This is a genomic window from Pseudomonas sp. W2-17, from assembly GCF_041060445.1.
GTDB lineage: Bacteria > Pseudomonadota > Gammaproteobacteria > Pseudomonadales > Pseudomonadaceae > Aquipseudomonas.
The window spans coordinates 67,211-83,756 of the sequence record NZ_JAUFNS010000021.1 but is presented as its reverse complement, the minus strand read 5'-3'; the positions used below and the strand labels follow the sequence as shown (position 1 = coordinate 83,756).

Sequence of the window (16,546 nt, the reverse complement as noted above, 5' to 3'; positions counted from 1 at the left end):
CGGCGCGCCCCCCCCACGCCGCGCCCCACCACCCCACACCCCCCCCCAGCGTCCGCCCCCCCCCCCCGACCCCCCCCAACACCCCCCCCCCCCGGATTAACGCCCCCCCCCCACCCCCCGGGAAGGGGCCGTAACTGGCGCTGAAGATAGGTTGGATGCACCGACGTCTTCCCGGCTGAAGCCGGTCCCACCAATGGCGACCGAGGCACCTAAATCAACTCCACCGACACCGGTGGCAGCCCGCGAATCTCGCCAACCGCCAGACCCGGCCCGCGGGTCTTGTACATGCCCGTATAGGAACCGGTGGTAATCACCATCTCCGGCGTCACGCTCAACCCGTTCTGCGTGTGGTGATTGACCAGCCACGGCAGTAAACGCCGAGGGTCACCCGCCGGATTCGCCCCATCCCCCGGCACGATATCCTCGTCACCGTAGGTAAAGCTCAGCGCAGGCTCGACAAACGGAAAGCTGGCGTCGTAGTCGACAAATTCACCGATGATCAACGCCCCATGGTTGAGCAGGTCGCCCAAGGCCAGCAGCGGTTCGATCTTCGGCCAGGCCGCGAACCGGCTCGACACCACTTCAATGGTTGCGCCCATCGTCTTGATGCTGCTCAGCACTTCTTCATCCGAATACGCCTCGTCGCGAGGGGTGAATTCGCGGCCAAGACGAAAAGCGATCCCCAGCTCCAGAATCGGCGAAGGGTAGTCGACGCACTCAACCTGGCTGCCGCTGGCGAAGATCCCGTCGTCCGGCAGCAGCGCGCCATTGATTGGCCCGGTCGGCGACTTGGCGCCGACCTTCCAGCCGCCCACGGTTGTGTCGCGCAGACGCAGAATCTCGCGCTGCAGGGCGTAGGCACTGGCCGCATCGGCGGGCACGTATTCAGGACGGATGTCAGTGATTTTCTGACCGGCGCCCATGGCGGCGACGATCAATTCGGCAATGTTCGCTGGGTGAGACGATGGATTCACGCGGGTCTTCCTTCAGGTGATTGATGGAAATCGCCCCGTTCCTTTTGTTGCTGTGGCGAAGGATGACGGAGCCAGCGCGACCACTCTAACCCTATTTCAGTAGGTAGGGAGAGACAGGGGTGTCCGGTGGGAGTGACCGGGGTGGCGCTCCACCTTGCTCACCAAGAAGTCGATGCATTCAGCCACTTTTTTGGGACTGAACGTAAGTCTTCGCGAGCAAGCTCGACTCCCACAGGTTGGTGGCTCGGCTCAGGATTTTCGGTGGGTGCAGGACGTGTGGGAGTGTCCCGGCATCAGCCCGGCCCGGCGCTGTAATCGAGATCTGCGCGCAAACGCTGCACGCAGAAATCAACGAACGAGCGCACCTTGGATGACCCCCGTCGCCCCTAGACGTAGACCACGTAAACCGGCATGGGCGTGACTTCGAAGTCTTCGAGCACGGCGCACAAGGTGCCCGCCTGCATGTGTCGGCGAATCTGATAGGACGGCACCTGGGTCAGCCCCCAGCCATCAATGGCGGCATGAATGGACGCAGTGAACGACGTCATCGACAGCCGCGACTGCACTTTCACTTCCTGGTGCTGGCCTTCAACGCGAAAGGTCCATGCGGGGCTGCGGCCGGTGATCATCACGGAAACGGTTTCGCGCTCGATGAGTTCGCGGGGATGCTGCGGCGTGCCGTGGTCGGCGAGATAAGCGGGGGAGGCGCAGACCATGCGCCGCACGGTACCGACCTGTATCGCCGTCATCGATGAGTCGGGCAACTCGCCGATGCGCACCGACACGTCGATGCCTTCTTCCAGTTGGCCGGCAATCCGGTCCATCAACAGGCCGCGGATCTGCACCTCCGGGTGCCGGGTCAGGTAGTCGGTCATGACCGGCGTGACGTGCAAATCGCCGAACACTTGGGGCGCGGTAATGGTCAGCAACCCGCGGGGCGTGGCATGAATGCCGGCGGCGGCGCTTTCGGCTTCGTGCAGATCGGCCAGCAGGCGCCGGCAGTCGTCGGCGAAGCGCACGCCGGCTTCGGTCAGGCGCAACTGCCGGGTGGTGCGCACGATCAGCAACGTGCCGAGCCGCGCTTCCAGTTGCGCGACGGCGCGGGTGACAGTGGCCGTGGACACGTTCAGATTGCGCGACACCGCCGCGAAGCTGGGGCCTTCGGCGACGGCGGCAAAAAGGGTCATTTCCTGAATGCGGTCCACTGAGCGTCCGTTTTCGAGCCAACGAGAGCGGCAGTCTGCGGCAAATCCGGGCGAGCGGAAAGGTCTGATCCAGACAGTCAGAAAAACGCCCGGGCGGTCATGTTTGCTTGGTGCTCCGGCGACGCCTTCTATATTCTTGCTGACACTGGATTCCTCGACGAAAGGCCGGCGCTCGACACGGCAAGGGACAGACCCGCATTCACGCAAGGCCAAAGGAACGCAGATGAGCACCACCAGCACGCCACTCTCCGGCGTCAACCAGCCATTGAAAGGCATCGCACTGATCCTGTTTGCGACCTTTCTGTTTTCCAGTCACGACACGCTGTCCAAATACCTCTCCGGCATCTACCCGATCATGATGGTGGTCTGGGTGCGCTATGTGGTGCACACCGGGCTGATGGCGTGCATTTTCATGCCGTCGTCGGGCCTGCGCGTATTGCGCACCAAGCGCCCGGGCTTGCAGGCGTTGCGCGCGGTGTGCCTGCTGGGCACCAGTCTGTTGTTCACCAGTGGCCTGATGTTCATCCCGATCGCCGAGGCGACGGCGGTCAACTTCCTCGCGCCGCTGCTGGTCACGGCGCTGTCGGTGCCGCTGCTCAAGGAGACGGTCAGCCGCGGGCAATGGATCGCTGTGCTGGTGGGCTTCAGCGGGGTACTGGTCATTGTGCATCCCGGCGGCGAGCTGTTTCGGCCGGCGGTGTTACTGCCGCTGGGCTCGGCGTTCTGTTTCGCCTGCTATCAGCTGCTGACCCGTCTGGTCGCGGCCCACGACAGCCCGACCACCAGCAACTTCTTCGCCGGGCTGTTCAACAGCCTGTTGATGAGCGCCATCGTGCCGTTCTTCTGGCAGTCGCCGGAGTGGAAGCACATTCCGTTCATGCTGGCGCTGGGCACCTGCGGCATGGTCGCGCACCTGATGCTGACCCAGGCCTTCCGCTTCGCCGCGCCGGCCATGCTGGCGCCGTTCGGTTACTGCCAGATCGTCTTCGCCGGGCTGTGGGGCTATATCGTCTTCAACCACTCACCGTCCCTTGTCGCCCAGGCCGGCATTGCGATCATCTGCCTCAGCGGCCTGGCGGCGGCGTGGCAACAGCGCAAAAAGGGTGGCTGACGACAGCGGGTTCATGATGTGCGCGGCGCCATGAAGTACATCCAGATCAGCGCGATGAAGTACATCACCGGGATCAGGGTGAACAGCACGCTGTAGTTGTTGTGGGTCGCGGTCAGAACGGCGCCGACGATCTGCGTCATGAACATCCCGCCGATGGCCGCGCACATGCCGCCGAAGCCGAACACCGTGCTGATCATGTGCCGGGGCGTGTAATCCATGACCAGGCTCCAGATGTTCGCCGTCCAGGCCTGATGCGCACCCACCGCCAGGGCGATGGCCAGCACGGCCACCCAGAGACCGCTGGCGTTGGCGGCGAACACCACGCCAATGATCGTCATCGCAAAAATCAGCATCGACAGCAAGCGTGCGGTCATCGGGCGCATGCCCCGGCCGATCAGCCACGAGGAGAGAATGCCGCCGCCGATGCTGCCGAAATCGGCGGTCAGCCAGATCAGCATCAGCGGAATGCCCATCTGCGTCACGCTGATGCCCAGGTTGTATTGCTGATTCAGAAACGGCGGCAGCCAGTACAGATAGAACCAGAACACCGGCGCGGTGAGGGCGTAGGCGAGGGCGAAGGCCCAGGTGCCGCGCATCTTCAGGATCCGCGAGAGCGGTACTTTATCCGCCTCAGTCTCGGTCTCAGGCTCGGCCTCGCTGTTGATGTAGGCCCGCTCACTGGCGCGCACGGTGGGATGTTCCTGTGGATTGAAATACGCCAGCCGCCAGGTGATGACCCAGACCAGCCCCAGCGCGCCCATGCAGATGAACGCCGCCTGCCAGCCCCACACCGTGAGGATCAGCGGCAAAAGGGCGGGCGTGACCATCGCACCGACGTTGGTGCCGGCGTTGAAAATGCCGGTGGCCACGGCACGTTCACCGGCCGGGAACCACACCCGGGTGACCTTGACGCAGGCCGGGTAATTCGCTGCTTCGGTCAGGCCGAGAATGAACCGGCAGACCATGAAGCCCGCTGCCGAAGTGGCCAGGCCATGGGCGCCCGTCGCAACGCTCCACAGCAGCACCGCCAGAAAGAACGCGCGCTTGACGCCGACCCGATCGATGAAACGCCCCTGCAGCAGAAAACCGATGGCGTAACCGACCTGGAACCAGAAGTTGATATTGGCGTAATCCATCGCCGTCCAGCTCATTTGCTGCGCCAGGATGGGCTGCATCACACCGAGTGCGGCGCGGTCGATGTAGTTCAGAGTGGTGGCGAAGAACACCAGTGCCAGCATGCCCCACCGGGTTTTGCCGACGGCCAGGGCGCCGCGAATCTTCTCGTTCATGCCGGTTTTTTGAGGCGCAGGGCGGGAAGCGACCGGGGCAGGAGAAGCAGAGGGGGACCGCATGAGCATCAAGCCTGTTTTGATATTGTTAGGGTGGTGTCCGCGCGGCCAGGGCCTTGGCCCTGCATAGCGTCATAAAACTAACCGTATGGTTCATTTCATTTGATGTCCCATGCAGCGGCGCGAATAATCCCATGAACGACCGCCCGGTTCGAGCCCCATCGTCGTGCCGGGCGCCATGTGATTATTCAGGAGCCACCCCCGCATGCAGCGATCGATCGCCACCGTTTCCTTGAGCGGCACCCTGCCGGAAAAGCTGGAAGCCATTGCCGCCGCAGGGTTTGACGGTGTTGAAATCTTCGAAAACGACCTGCTCTGTTACGACGGCAGTCCGCGCCAGGTGCGCCAGCTCTGCGCGGACCTGGGCATTGCCATCACCCTGTTTCAGCCTTTCAGCGACTTCGAAGGCTGTCGCCGCGAGCACCTGCAGCGCAACCTCGACCGTGCCGAACGCAAATTTGACCTGATGCACGAACTTGGCACCGACCTGATGCTGGTGTGCAGCAATACCGCCAGCGATTCCCTGGGCGAGCGAGACGTGCTGCTCGATGACCTTGGGTCGATCGCCGAGCGGGCTGGGGCGCGTCAGCTGCGCGTGGGTTATGAAGGGCTGGCATGGGGGCGTCACGTCAACACCTGGCAGCAGGTCTGGGATCTGGTCCGCCAGGTCGACCATCCGGCCCTCGGCGTGCTGCTCGACAGTTTCCACACGCTGTCGCTCAAGGGCGATCCGAGCGGAATTGCGCAGATTCCCGGCGACAAGATTTTCTTCGTGCAGATGGCCGATGCGCCGCTGCTGAACATGGGCGTGCTGGAGTGGAGCCGGCATTTCCGGTGTTTTCCGGGGCAGGGCGAGTACGATTGCCCCGGCTTTCTCTCGGCCATTTTGCGCAGCGGCTACACCGGCCCGCTGTCGCTGGAGATTTTCAACGACGTGTTTCGCGCCGCGCCCACTCGGGCCAACGCCGCCGACGGCCTGCGCTCGTTGCTGTACCTGGAAGCGCAAACCCGCGCACTGCTGGAGCAGCAGTCTCAACCCGTCCCGCCGTCATTGTTGTTCCATCCGCCAGCGCCCAGCGCCTGCAACGGCGTCGAGTTTCTCGAGTTTGCCGTGGAGGATGCCCAAGGTGCGCGGCTGGGCAACTGGCTGCATGGCTTGGGGTTCGACACCCTGGGTCAGCACCCCAGCAAAGCCGTGACTTTACTGGGGCAGGGCGATATCAAGATCGTGTTGAACGCCGAGCGCTTTTCCCTACCGCAAATGCCTTTCGCGGCCCCTTCTCTTGAAGCCCACGGCCCGTCGCTGCGCGCCATGGGGTTGCGGGTGAATAACAGCGCTGACGCGCTGGAGCGGGCGCGTCAGTTCAATGCCGAAATCTATAGTGGTCCGGTGGGCCCTGACGATCGGGAGCTCCCGGCGCTGCGTGCGCCGGACGGCAGCCTTATTTACCTGGTCGAGCCTGCCTTGCCTGGTCAATCGAACTGGGACAGGGACTTCATCCTGAGCCCGCAGTCTCCGACGCAAAGCCGTTTGCAGTGCATCGATCATGTGGCCATGGCGTTCCCGGTCGACAGCCTGTACAGCCGGGTGCTGTTCTACAAAAGCGTGCTGGATTTCGTGGCCGATGCCGACGAGCTGCTGCCTGACCCTCACGGTCTGGTGAGGAGCCGGGCGTTACGCAGTCGTTGCGGCAACGTACGCCTGTCGCTAAATACGCCGGATCGCGGCAACACGGCAATCTCCCACGCACTGTCGAGCTACGGCGGCTCCGGCGTTCATCACATCGCCTTCGCCTGTGACGACATCTTCGCCCAAGTCGCCCGCGCCAAAGCGGCAGGCGTGCCGTGGCTGGTCATTCCGCAGAACTACTACGATGACCTGGGGGCGCGCTTCGGTTTCGACGACGCATTGCTCAGCAAACTGGCCGACCACCACGTGCTGTATGACCGCGACGCCGACGGTGGCGAGCTGTTTCACGCTTGCACCGAGGCGTTCGAGGGGCGTTTATTGTTTGAAATCCTCCAGCGCAAGAAGGGTTATGCCGGGTATGGCGAGGCGAATGCGGCGGTGCGCCTGGCGGCAATGGCCAGGGCCCGCAGCGGTTCGGCACGGCGCTGATAACCCATAAAGCATCGGCACGCACCACTTCCGTAACGCACAGGCGCAGCCCATAATCCCGCGATTCCACCGTGGTCGTGAGCCCCGCATGAAAACCGTTGACGACAGCCTCGCCGAAGCGCCAGCCGAGACGCCGCGCAAGTCCCGCAAGAACAATCCGGAAAAAACCCGCGACGGCATCCTCCAGGCGGCCGTCGCCGAGTTCGTCGCCCAGGGGCTCTCCGGCGCCCGCGTTGATGCGATCGCCGAACGCACGCAAACCTCCAAGCGGATGATCTATTACTACTTCAACAGCAAGGAGCAGCTGTACACCGAAGTGCTGGAGAAGCTGTACGGCGACATTCGCACCACGGAAAGCAGCCTTGACCTCGACGTGCTCGCGCCGGAAGAAGCGGTCAGGCGGCTGGTGGAATTCACCTTCGATCACCACGACCGCAACGTCGATTTCGTGCGCATCGTGTGCATCGAGAACATCCACAACGGCGCCAACGTCAAACAGTCCCCGACCATCCGCGAGCTGAGCCGGAACGTCTTGCAGGCGCTGGACGACACCTTGCGGCGCGGCGAGCAGGACGGCGTGTTCCGCCCAGGCGTACAGGCCGTTGACCTGCACATGCTGATGAGTTCGTTCTGTTTCTATCGCGTGTCGAACCGCCATACCTTTTCCGAGATTTTCCAGATCGACCTGGAAGACGAAGCGGTCAAGGCGCGGCAAAAAGCGATGATCTGTGATGCGGTGATGCGCTACCTGCTGCCGTGACCCGGCACGTTCAACGCCACGCTCGCCTGAGGACCCAACGATGTCGCAACGCCAATCCACGCTGATCGCCTTGTTGGTGGCCGTCACTTTTTTCATGGAAAACCTCGACGCCACGGTGATCGCCACGGCCATGCCGGAAATGGCCCGGACCTTCGGCGTCGCGGCGGTGGATCTGAATATCGGCATGAGCGCCTACATGCTGGCGATCGCCGCGTTCATTCCCCTCAGCGGCTGGTTGGCCGACCGACTCGGTTCACGGCGGGTGTTCGGCGGCGCCATCGTGCTGTTCACGGTGGCCTCGATGCTGTGCGGCATCAGCGACAGTCTTGAGACGTTCGTCGCCGCCCGGGTCCTGCAAGGCATGAGCGGCGCAATGATGGTCCCGGTCGGGCGCCTTGCGGTGATGCGCGCCACTGAAAAGAAAGACCTGGTGCGGGCCATTTCGCTGATCACCTGGCCCGGGCTGGTGGCACCGATACTCGGGCCGCCCTTGGGTGGATTCATCGTTACCCACGCGTCGTGGCCGTGGATTTTCTACCTTAATCTGCCCCTCGGCGTCATGGCGCTGATTGCCACCCTCATCCTCATCCCCAAACGCAATGAAGTCAGCACTCGGCCGTTCGACCTGAAAGGTTTCCTGCTGCTGGGCGTGGCCTGCACGGCGCTGTTGTTCGGGATGGAACGGCTGGGGCAGGGCCATGGCAGTCAGTGGCCGGGCCTTGCGGTAACGGCGCTCGGCGTGGTCTGCGGCGCGCTGGCCTGGCGCCACATGCGTCGGCATCCGCAGCCGCTGATGAATGTCGCGGTGGTGCACATTCGCACCTTCAGCGTCAGTCTGCTGGGCGGTTCGGTGTTTCGGATCGCCATCAGCACGCTGCCGTTCCTGCTGCCGCTGATGTTTCAGCTGGGTTTCGGCCTGTCGGCATTCGACGCCGGGCTGCTGGTGCTGGGAGTGTTTGCGGGCAACCTGGCGATGAAGCCCTTTACCAGCGTGATCATGCAGCGCTGGGGCTTCCGCCAGGTGCTGTTGGTCAATGGCTGCATCGGTGTGGCGGCGATTGCCGCCTGCGCGCTGCTCGATTCGGCCATTGGCTGGCCGATGATCCTGCTGATCCTGTTCATCGGCGGGCTGTCGCGCTCGATGCAGTTCACCGCGTTCAACACGCTGGGTTTCGCCGACGTGCCCAAACCGCAGATGAGCGATGCGTCGACGATGTTCAGCATGTGCTTCCAGTTGAGCATGGGACTGGGCGTCGCGATTGCTGCGCTGTTGTTGCGTGGCGCGATGGCCCTCTATGGCAACGACGGGCAGGCGATGACCGCTGATTTCCAGCTGACGTTTATTGGCGTCGCGGTGATCGCGGCCTTGGCGCTGCTGGATAACCGCCGGGTACCGGCCCAGGCCGGTGCAGCGCTGCTGCAACCCAAGGCCTGACTTGCTGGCAAACACGAAGCGCCACTGGCCAAAACCACCAGACGTTCTGCGCGCTTTGACCATTGCCCATCGGCGCGGCAGAGCGGAGTATTTCGCCACTCCAACAATAAACGTGTAAGGACGACACAATCATGCAGATCCAAGGCAAGGTATTTCTGGTCAGTGGCGGCGCGTCGGGGCTCGGTACAGCCACCGCGCAGATGCTCATCGACGCAGGGGCCAGCGTGATGCTGGTGGACGTCAATGCCGAAGCGCTCGCGGCCCAGGTGGAAAAACTGGGCGACAAAGCCCGCGCCAGCGTCAGCGACATCACCCAGGAGAGCGCTGTTCAGGCCGCGGTGGATGCGGCGCTCAGTGCGTTCGGCCAGATCAACGGCGTCATTAACTGCGCCGGCATCGTCGGCGCCGAGAAAATCCTCGGCAAAGAAGGTCCCCACGGCCTCGACAGTTTCAGCCGGGTGATCAACGTCAACCTCATCGGCAGCTTCAACCTGCTGCGCCTGGCCGCTGTTGCCATCGCCGAAGGCACGGCCGATGCCGGCGGTGAGCGTGGCGTCATCATCAACACGGCGTCGGTTGCCGCCTACGACGGCCAGATCGGCCAAGCGGCGTACGCGGCCTCCAAGGGCGCCATCGTCAGCCTGACCCTGCCCGCCGCCCGCGAACTGGCGCGCTACGGCATCCGCGTCATGACCATCGCTCCGGGCATTTTCGAAACCCCCATGATGGCCGGCATGACCCCGCAAGTGCGCGAAAGCCTGTCCGCCGGCGTGCCATTCCCGCCACGCCTGGGCAAGCCCGAGGAATACGCGGCACTGGCCCGCCACATCATCGAAAACAGCATGCTCAACGGCGAAGTGATCCGCCTGGACGGCGCCTTGCGCATGGCCGCTCGCTAATCGAGGAAACCCCATCATGTCTTTGAACAAACGCCAGATGTTGAACGACGACCCCGTGGTGATCGTGAGCGCCGTGCGCACGCCCATGGGCGCCTTTCAGGGCGACCTCCAGAGCCTGACCGCGCCGCAACTGGGCGCCGCTGCCATCCGCGCCGCCGTCGAGCGCGCGGGCATCGATGGAGCGCAGGTCGACGAAGTGCTGTTCGGTTGTGTATTGCCAGCCGGGCTGGGTCAGGCGCCGGCGCGGCAGGCGGCATTGGGCGCCGGGCTCAGCGACTCCACCACCTGCACCACGTTGAACAAGATGTGCGGGTCGGGCATGCAGGCGGCCATCCTCGGCCACGACATGCTGCTCGCCGGCAGCGCCGACGTGGTGATCGCCGGTGGCATGGAAAGCATGTCCAACGCGCCGTACCTGCTGGAGAAGGCCCGCAGCGGTTACCGCATGGGCCACGGCCGGATCATCGATCACATGTTCCTCGACGGCCTCGAAGATGCCTACGACCGAGGCCGCTTGATGGGCACGTTTGCCGAGGAGTGCGCCGGGCTTGAAAATTTCAGTCGGGAAGCCCAGGACGGTTTTGCAGTCGCCTCGCTGACCCGGGCGCAGGAGGCCATGACGCGCGGCTGGTTCGACGCTGAAATCGTCCCGGTGGAAGTCACGGTCGGCAAGGAGCGCAAGACCATTCGCCAGGACGAACAGCCGCCCAAAGCGAAGCTGGACAAAATCCCGTTGCTGAAACCGGCGTTCCGCGAGGGCGGCACCGTGACGGCAGCCAACTCAAGCTCGATCTCCGACGGCGCTGCGGCCTTGACCCTGATGCGTCAGTCCGAAGCCCGGCGACGCGGGCTCACGCTCCTGGCGGTCATCCACGGTCACGCGGCCTATGCCAATGAACCGGGCCTTTTTCCAACCGCGCCGGTGGGCGCCATCGACAGGCTGATGAGCAGGACCGGCTGGTCGCTGGCCGAGGTCGATCTGTTCGAGATCAACGAAGCCTTCGCCGTCGTCGCGCTGGTCACCATGGCCCGCCTGGAACTGCCCCATCACAAGGTCAACGTGCACGGCGGCGCCTGTGCGTTGGGCCATCCCATTGGCGCGTCGGGGGCGAGGATTCTGGTGACGTTGCTGTCGGCGTTGAAGCAGCGTGGACTGAAGCGAGGTGTCGCCGCGATTTGCATCGGTGGCGGCGAAGCGACGGCAATGGCAGTCGAGCTTGTCGTTTGATATCAATGGCTTGCGCCATGTTTCGCAGGTTGTATCTGTGATAACAGCTGACGGGCGTCCTAAATAGTAAAAGGTCTATAAAACAATGAATTACACGACAATCCTCAAAGAGATCAGAGGTCGCGTCGCACTCCTGACCCTCAATCGTCCAGAGGCGCTCAACGCCCTGAATGCGCAGCTTATTAGCGAACTCAATCATGCCCTCGACGAGCTGGAGCGCGATCACGGCATCGGCTGCATCGTGCTGACCGGCTCGGCGAAAGCCTTCGCTGCCGGGGCCGACATCAAAGAAATGGCCGAGCTGAAATACCCGCAGATCTATCTGGACGACCTGTTCAGTGACAGCGATCGGGTGGCCAACCGCCGCAAGCCGATCATTGCTGCCGTCTCGGGCTTTGCCTTGGGCGGGGGCTGCGAGTTGGCGCTGATGTGCGACTTCATTCTGGCGGCCGACAACGCGCGCTTCGGCCAGCCGGAAATCAAGCTGGGCGTGCTGCCGGGCATGGGCGGGACCCAGCGTCTGACCCACGCGGTCGGCAAGGCCAAGGCCATGGAAATGTGCTTGACCGGGCGCCTGATCGACGCCGTCGAAGCGGAGCGTGCCGGGCTGGTCGCGCGCATCGTGCCCCAGGACCAGTTGCTGGAGGAAGCGCTCAACGTCGCGGCCGGCATTGCGGCGAAGTCGTTGCCGGTGGCCATGATGGTCAAGGAGAGCGTGAACCGCGCCTTTGAAGTCAGCCTGGCCGAAGGGATTCGTTTCGAACGCCGGGTGTTTCATGCGGCGTTTGCCAGCGAGGACCAGAAGGAAGGCATGGCGGCGTTCATCGAGAAGCGCGAGCCGGCGTTCAAGCATCGCTGAGTCAGGTCAGGGCGGTGGCGCGTCTCAGGGGTGTCTTCTGGCGCCAGCGTGTATAAAATGCGCCGGTCGCCGCGGTTCACCCCCGGCCTGTCATTATCGATCACCTTATTTTCAGCATTTATCGCCATCGGCCCGACGCGCAAGACGCGTCGGATCCGAGCGATTTATCGCCACCGGAACAAGAGAGCAATCATGGGCGCACAGTGGAAGGCTAAACACAAAGAAGCGGCAGCCAACGCCAAGGGGCGTATTTTCGGCAAGCTGTCCAAAGAGATCATGATTGCCGCACGCTCCGGCGCTGACCCCGACATGAACGCGCGCCTGCGTCTGGTGGTCGAGCAGGCGAAGAAAGCCTCGATGCCGCGCGAAACGCTGGAGCGTGCCATCAAGAAAGGCGCCGGGTTGCTCGGCGAGCACGTGCACTTCGAGAAACTCACCTACGAAGGCTTCGCGCCGCACAAAGTGCCGGTCATCGTTGAATGCCTGACTGACAACATCAACCGCACCGTGTCGGAAATCCGCGTGCTGTTCCGCAAGGGCCAACTGGGCGCCGAAGGTTCGATTACCTGGGATTTCGATCATTTGGGGATGATCGATGCGGTTGCCGCATCACCCGAAGCCGATGCCGAGGAAGCCGCCATCGAAGCCGGCGCTCAGGACATTGATCAAGGCGAAGAGGGCGTTGCGACGTTTTACACCGACACCACCGACCTCGACGTCGTGTGCAAGGCGCTGCCCGAGTTCGGCTTCACCGTTGAATCCGCCAAGATCGGCTACCGCCCGAAAAACCCGGTTGAAGGCCTGAGCGAAGAGCAGATGGCCGAAGTGGAAGCCTTCCTCGAAGCGATCGACAGCCACGATGACGTGCAAAACGTGTACGTCGGTTTGACGGGCTAACGCTGGCTGGGCCAACTGACTGAACTCGGTCCCACTGAATGATCGCGAACACAGGGTGGGACCGGCTTTAGCCGGGAAGGCGTCGGGGGGCACACTGCTAAATCGAGGGTGGCCACGCTGGCCTCTTCCCGGCTGAAGCCGGTCCCGCAGGTTATGCGGCGTACTCTGGATGGGTTCCCACTGACACGCCGCAGGCTTAGTGGGACCGGCTTTAGCCGGGAAGGCGTCGGTGGGCACACTGCTAAATCGAGGGTGTCCACGCTGGCCTCTTCCCGGCTGAAGCCGGTCCCACAGGTTGCGCGGCGTGCTCTGGATGGGTTCCCACTGACACGCCGCAGGCTTAGTGGGACCGGCTTTAGCCGGGAAGGCGTCGGGGGGTACACTGCTAAATTGAGGGTGGCCACGCTGGCCTTTTCCCGGCTGAAGCCGGTCCCACAGGTGATGCGGCGTGCTCTGGATTGGGTCCTACTGACTAAACTGCTGCTCGATTTCCGCAAACCCGGGCCGCTGCATCACATCCGCCTGCACGCAACGCCGCTCCAGTGCCCGCAACCCGGCAACCTGCGAATCGCTATCCCCACAGCAGTCCAGCAATTCCCCCAGCAATAGCCCGAACGCGCGCACTTCAACGCGCTCCAGCCTGCGTCCCGTTTCTTCATCCGGGTAAAACGCCGCTGCGCCGAAATCCCCCAGCAGGCTGTCCCCACTTTCGTTCCAGAGGATGTTGTGGCCGTACAGGTCACCGTGGTTGACCCCATGCTTGTGCAAATGTGCGCACGCTGCTGCGATCCCGGCCGCCATTCGCTTCACCGTCGACAGAGTCAGCCGGGTGTCGACGTAAGTGTCCCGTGTGCAGGACTCAAGGGTAGGTGGACGCGCAAGGGTCACGAAAGAAGGCGAAATCAGCTCCATCACCAGTCCGCGAGCGCCCTGCGGGTGGTTCAGAATCTGCCCGAGCACCGGAATCAGATGGGCATGACGACCCGCCGCTATGCACGCCTGCATCTCGTTCAACGGCGAGCCGTCGCTGGTAACGTCGCCCTTGTAAAGCTTCACCGCGACGTCCAGCGCCGTCGCGTTCTTGTCCGCGTGCCACTGCGCCTGTTGAATCACCCCGGACGCGCCTTCGCCCAGCACCCGTTGCAGCGTCAGTTGCGTCCACGGGATCTGCCGGATCGGCGCTTCAGTGTGGATGTCGTTCAGCGGATTGCCGGCAAACGCCAGCCAGGCCAGCGCGGGCATCTCCAGCAGCCAGCGCGGCAGTTCATGGAAATCGTTGACCGCGATCCGCACCAATTCCAGGCGCTGACAGCGGGCCAGTGATTCCGGCAATTGCCGCAGCCGGTTGCCCGCGAGCATCAGCTTTTGCAGGTGCGCACAATCGCCGATGGCTTCAGGCAGGGTTTCGATACGGTTGTCGGTCAGCACCAGAGAGCGCAGCGAAGGCGGCAGCGCGTTGGCGGGGACATCGGCGATCTCGCAGGCCTTGAAGCCGACGAAGAACAGTTGCTCGCACAGGCCCAGGCATTCCGGCAGGCGGGTAAAGGGATTATTGGAACAGAACAGGATTTTCAGGCGCTTGAGCCGGTGCAGGTCGGCGGGCAGGTCAGTCAGCCGATTGCCGCTGAGGTCCAGCACCTCCAGCGAATCGGCGAGGCTGAAAATCTCCTCGGGGAATTCACTGAGGTCGGCGCTGAGAGTGAGCCGCGTGATGCCTGCCAGTTTGCCGGCACGCAGGTCTGCAAGGGTGTGCATGGGGGGAAGGGCGCCTGTGGTCAATGGGCGACCATGATAACCAGTCAACCCGGCCGTTGCTCGTTTGCTACGAGCGCGACGGGTGAGGGATCAGTTCAGGCAGCGGTCCAGCAATTGATGCATGCGCTCAAGGGACGGTGCCGATTCGGCGTACAAAATGCGGTAGACCATGGGCGCGACGACGGCATCGACCAGTTCGTCCGCCGAAGGACTCTGTTCACCGCGTTCCCGGGCGCGGTCGATGATGATCTGCAGTTGATCGCGAACCATGTTCAGGCACTTGCCCGAGCACAGCGTCGCGCTGCTGGCGACCACGTCGCGCATCATTTCGCGGCCCGGCGCCGAGTTGGTTTCTTCGAGATAGACCTCGACCCACGTGCGCAGGTCATCGCGCAGATTGCCGCAATCCACCGGCTCGTCCGGGCGCAGACGCTCGACAGCGGCGTCGGCCAGCAACGAGGTTAAGTCGCCCCAGCGCCGGTAAATGGTCGACGGCGTGACACCGGCGCGGGCCGCAATCATGGGCACGCTGAGGGCCGAACGCTCCTGCTCCTGGAGCAGATCGCGGACCGCCGCGTGAATCGATGTCTGCACCCGGGCACTGCGGCCGCCGGTGCGAATGCCTTCTTTGATAGCCATGGTGCGGACCCTAACACAAAGTATTTGCTTTAAGCAGACGCTGCTCCCACACTGCTAAAGCTAATTAGTAGCTTTTGTGGTGTGCTTTTTCGGGAGAGTGTACTCGTGTCTGATTCTTTGCAGAACCCGCAAGTCGATGGTCGGGGGCGGAGCCACTTGGGTTTTCTGGCCTTCGTGCTGCTGTGTTTCTTCGCCGCGTCCAGTGCGCCTACGCCGCTTTACCACCTCTATCAACAGGCGTGGGGCTTCTCCTCGGCGCTGTTGACGGTGATCTTCGCCGTCTACGCCCTGAGCCTGCTGGCGACGCTGCTGGTGTTCGGTTCGCTGTCGGATTACCTCGGTCGCCGCCCGGTGATCTTCATCGGGCTGCTGCTGGAGATCGTCTCGATGCTGCTGTTCATCGCAGCCACCGACGTCAGCTGGCTGATCGTCGCGCGGGTGCTGCAAGGCGTGGCGACAGGCATCGCCACCAGCGCATTGGGTGCCGCGATGCTCGACAGCGATGCGCAGCAGGGTCCGCTGCTCAACAGCATTACGCCGATGTTCGGCATGGCACTGGGCGCCCTCGGCACCAGTGCGCTGGTGGAATACGCGCCGCTGCCCATGGGCCTCGCCTACGGCTTGCTTCTTGCGGCGTTCATCGGGGAGGCGGTGTATCTGTTGTGGGTCGCTGAAACAGTGACGCCGCAGCCGGGTGTGCTGAAAACCCTGCGGCCGCGGCTCGCCGTACCGACCCAGGCGCGGGGGACGTTGTTGCTGGTGCTCCCTGCGGACATCGCGGCCTGGGCGCTGGGCGGGTTTTTCCTGTCGCTCGCGCCGTCGCTGCTGACTGCCGCGACCGGTTCGACCTCGGTACTCAACGGCGGCTTTGCCGTGGCAGCGCTGACCATCAGTGGCGCGATTTCGATCCATAACCTGCGTCTGCGCGCGCCCCGGCTGGCATTGCGGGTGGGCTGCAGTTTTCTGGCGGTCGGGGTTTCAGTGATTCTGGCGGCGGTGAATCTGGGCTGGCTGTGGCTGTTCTTCACCGGCGCCGTGGTGGCGGGGATTGGCTTCGGAGCGAGTTTCCTCGGCGCCCTGCGGCTGTTGCTGCCATTGGCCCACGCCCACGAGCGGGGTGCGTTGATGGCGGCCTTTCTGGCCTTGAGTTATCTGGCGTTCTGCATTCCGGCGCTGCTGGCCGGCGTGTCGATCAAGACGGCGGGGCTGGTGACCACCACCAATTTCTACGGTGGGGTGGTGGTCTTGCTGGCGGTCTCGGCGCTGGCCGGTCTGCTGATCCAGCAAGGCGGCCGCGCCAGAGCTGCCTGATCCGC

13 protein-coding genes and 1 pseudogene are annotated in these 16,546 nt (G+C 63.4%); 9 read left to right on the top strand and 5 right to left on the bottom strand.

The genetic code is table 11. The features are described from left to right. Positions 1 to 209: 209 nt before the first annotated feature. Positions 210 to 974, bottom strand: coding sequence for a 2-keto-4-pentenoate hydratase (locus tag QWI20_RS22280; protein WP_369307256.1), 765 nt, complete (start codon positions 972 to 974; stop codon positions 210 to 212). A 293-nt stretch (positions 975 to 1,267) separates the two neighbouring features. Further along, positions 1,268 to 2,179 (bottom strand): annotated as a pseudogene (locus QWI20_RS22275) (LysR family transcriptional regulator). A gap of 223 nt (positions 2,180 to 2,402) precedes the next feature. On the opposite strand from QWI20_RS22275, the gene QWI20_RS22270 reads away from it, so the two are divergent. Continuing rightward, positions 2,403 to 3,290 (top strand): DMT family transporter, encoded by an 888-nt coding sequence (locus QWI20_RS22270; RefSeq protein ID WP_192173934.1) that lies wholly within the window; start codon positions 2,403 to 2,405, stop codon positions 3,288 to 3,290. Positions 3,291 to 3,301: 11 nt separating this feature from the next. On the opposite strand, the gene QWI20_RS22265 is transcribed toward QWI20_RS22270, so the two are convergent. Then, on the bottom strand, positions 3,302 to 4,579 hold the full coding sequence (locus QWI20_RS22265) for an MFS transporter (RefSeq protein WP_369307255.1): 1,278 nt from the start codon (positions 4,577 to 4,579) through the stop codon (positions 3,302 to 3,304). Positions 4,580 to 4,844: 265 nt separating this feature from the next. Between QWI20_RS22265 and QWI20_RS22260 the strand changes: the two genes are divergently transcribed. The 7 genes from QWI20_RS22260 to QWI20_RS22230 all read left to right on the top strand — a co-directional run bounded on the left by QWI20_RS22260 (position 4,845) and on the right by QWI20_RS22230 (position 12,836). After that, on the top strand, positions 4,845 to 6,758 hold the full coding sequence (locus tag QWI20_RS22260) for a bifunctional sugar phosphate isomerase/epimerase/4-hydroxyphenylpyruvate dioxygenase family protein (protein WP_369307254.1): 1,914 nt from the start codon (positions 4,845 to 4,847) through the stop codon (positions 6,756 to 6,758). Between the two features lie 88 nt (positions 6,759 to 6,846). Further along, on the top strand, positions 6,847 to 7,518 hold the full coding sequence (locus tag QWI20_RS22255) for a TetR/AcrR family transcriptional regulator (protein ID WP_369307253.1): 672 nt from the start codon (positions 6,847 to 6,849) through the stop codon (positions 7,516 to 7,518). 40 nt (positions 7,519 to 7,558) lie between these two features. Then, a complete protein-coding gene (locus QWI20_RS22250; RefSeq protein ID WP_369307252.1) occupies positions 7,559 to 8,953 on the top strand; it encodes a DHA2 family efflux MFS transporter permease subunit in 1,395 nt (464 codons plus the stop codon). A 131-nt stretch (positions 8,954 to 9,084) separates the two neighbouring features. After that, the gene (locus QWI20_RS22245; RefSeq protein WP_369307251.1) at positions 9,085 to 9,852 is read left to right on the top strand and encodes a 3-hydroxyacyl-CoA dehydrogenase; all 768 of its coding nucleotides are present in this window, start codon (positions 9,085 to 9,087) and stop codon (positions 9,850 to 9,852) included. A 37-nt stretch (positions 9,853 to 9,889) separates the two neighbouring features. After that, complete coding sequence (locus tag QWI20_RS22240; RefSeq protein ID WP_369307261.1) at positions 9,890 to 11,080, top strand: acetyl-CoA C-acyltransferase; 1,191 nt, start codon at positions 9,890 to 9,892, stop codon at positions 11,078 to 11,080. Between the two features lie 85 nt (positions 11,081 to 11,165). Next, entirely contained in the window at positions 11,166 to 11,939 is a 774-nt protein-coding gene (locus QWI20_RS22235) for an enoyl-CoA hydratase (RefSeq protein ID WP_369307250.1), read from the top strand. Positions 11,940 to 12,131: 192 nt separating this feature from the next. Next, a complete protein-coding gene (locus QWI20_RS22230; protein WP_369307249.1) occupies positions 12,132 to 12,836 on the top strand; it encodes a YebC/PmpR family DNA-binding transcriptional regulator in 705 nt (234 codons plus the stop codon). Between the two features lie 465 nt (positions 12,837 to 13,301). Here the strand turns inward: QWI20_RS22230 and QWI20_RS22225 are convergent, their stop codons facing one another. Both QWI20_RS22225 and QWI20_RS22220 read right to left on the bottom strand, forming a co-directional pair. Next, positions 13,302 to 14,591 (bottom strand): leucine-rich repeat-containing protein kinase family protein, encoded by a 1,290-nt coding sequence (locus QWI20_RS22225; protein WP_369307248.1) that lies wholly within the window; start codon positions 14,589 to 14,591, stop codon positions 13,302 to 13,304. Between the two features lie 90 nt (positions 14,592 to 14,681). Further along, on the bottom strand, positions 14,682 to 15,230 hold the full coding sequence (locus QWI20_RS22220) for a TetR/AcrR family transcriptional regulator (protein ID WP_282373669.1): 549 nt from the start codon (positions 15,228 to 15,230) through the stop codon (positions 14,682 to 14,684). A gap of 105 nt (positions 15,231 to 15,335) precedes the next feature. Here QWI20_RS22220 and QWI20_RS22215 point away from each other — a divergent pair, with 105 nt between their 5' ends. Then, the gene (locus QWI20_RS22215) at positions 15,336 to 16,541 is read left to right on the top strand and encodes an MFS transporter (protein ID WP_369307247.1); all 1,206 of its coding nucleotides are present in this window, start codon (positions 15,336 to 15,338) and stop codon (positions 16,539 to 16,541) included. Positions 16,542 to 16,546: the final 5 nt, after the last annotated feature.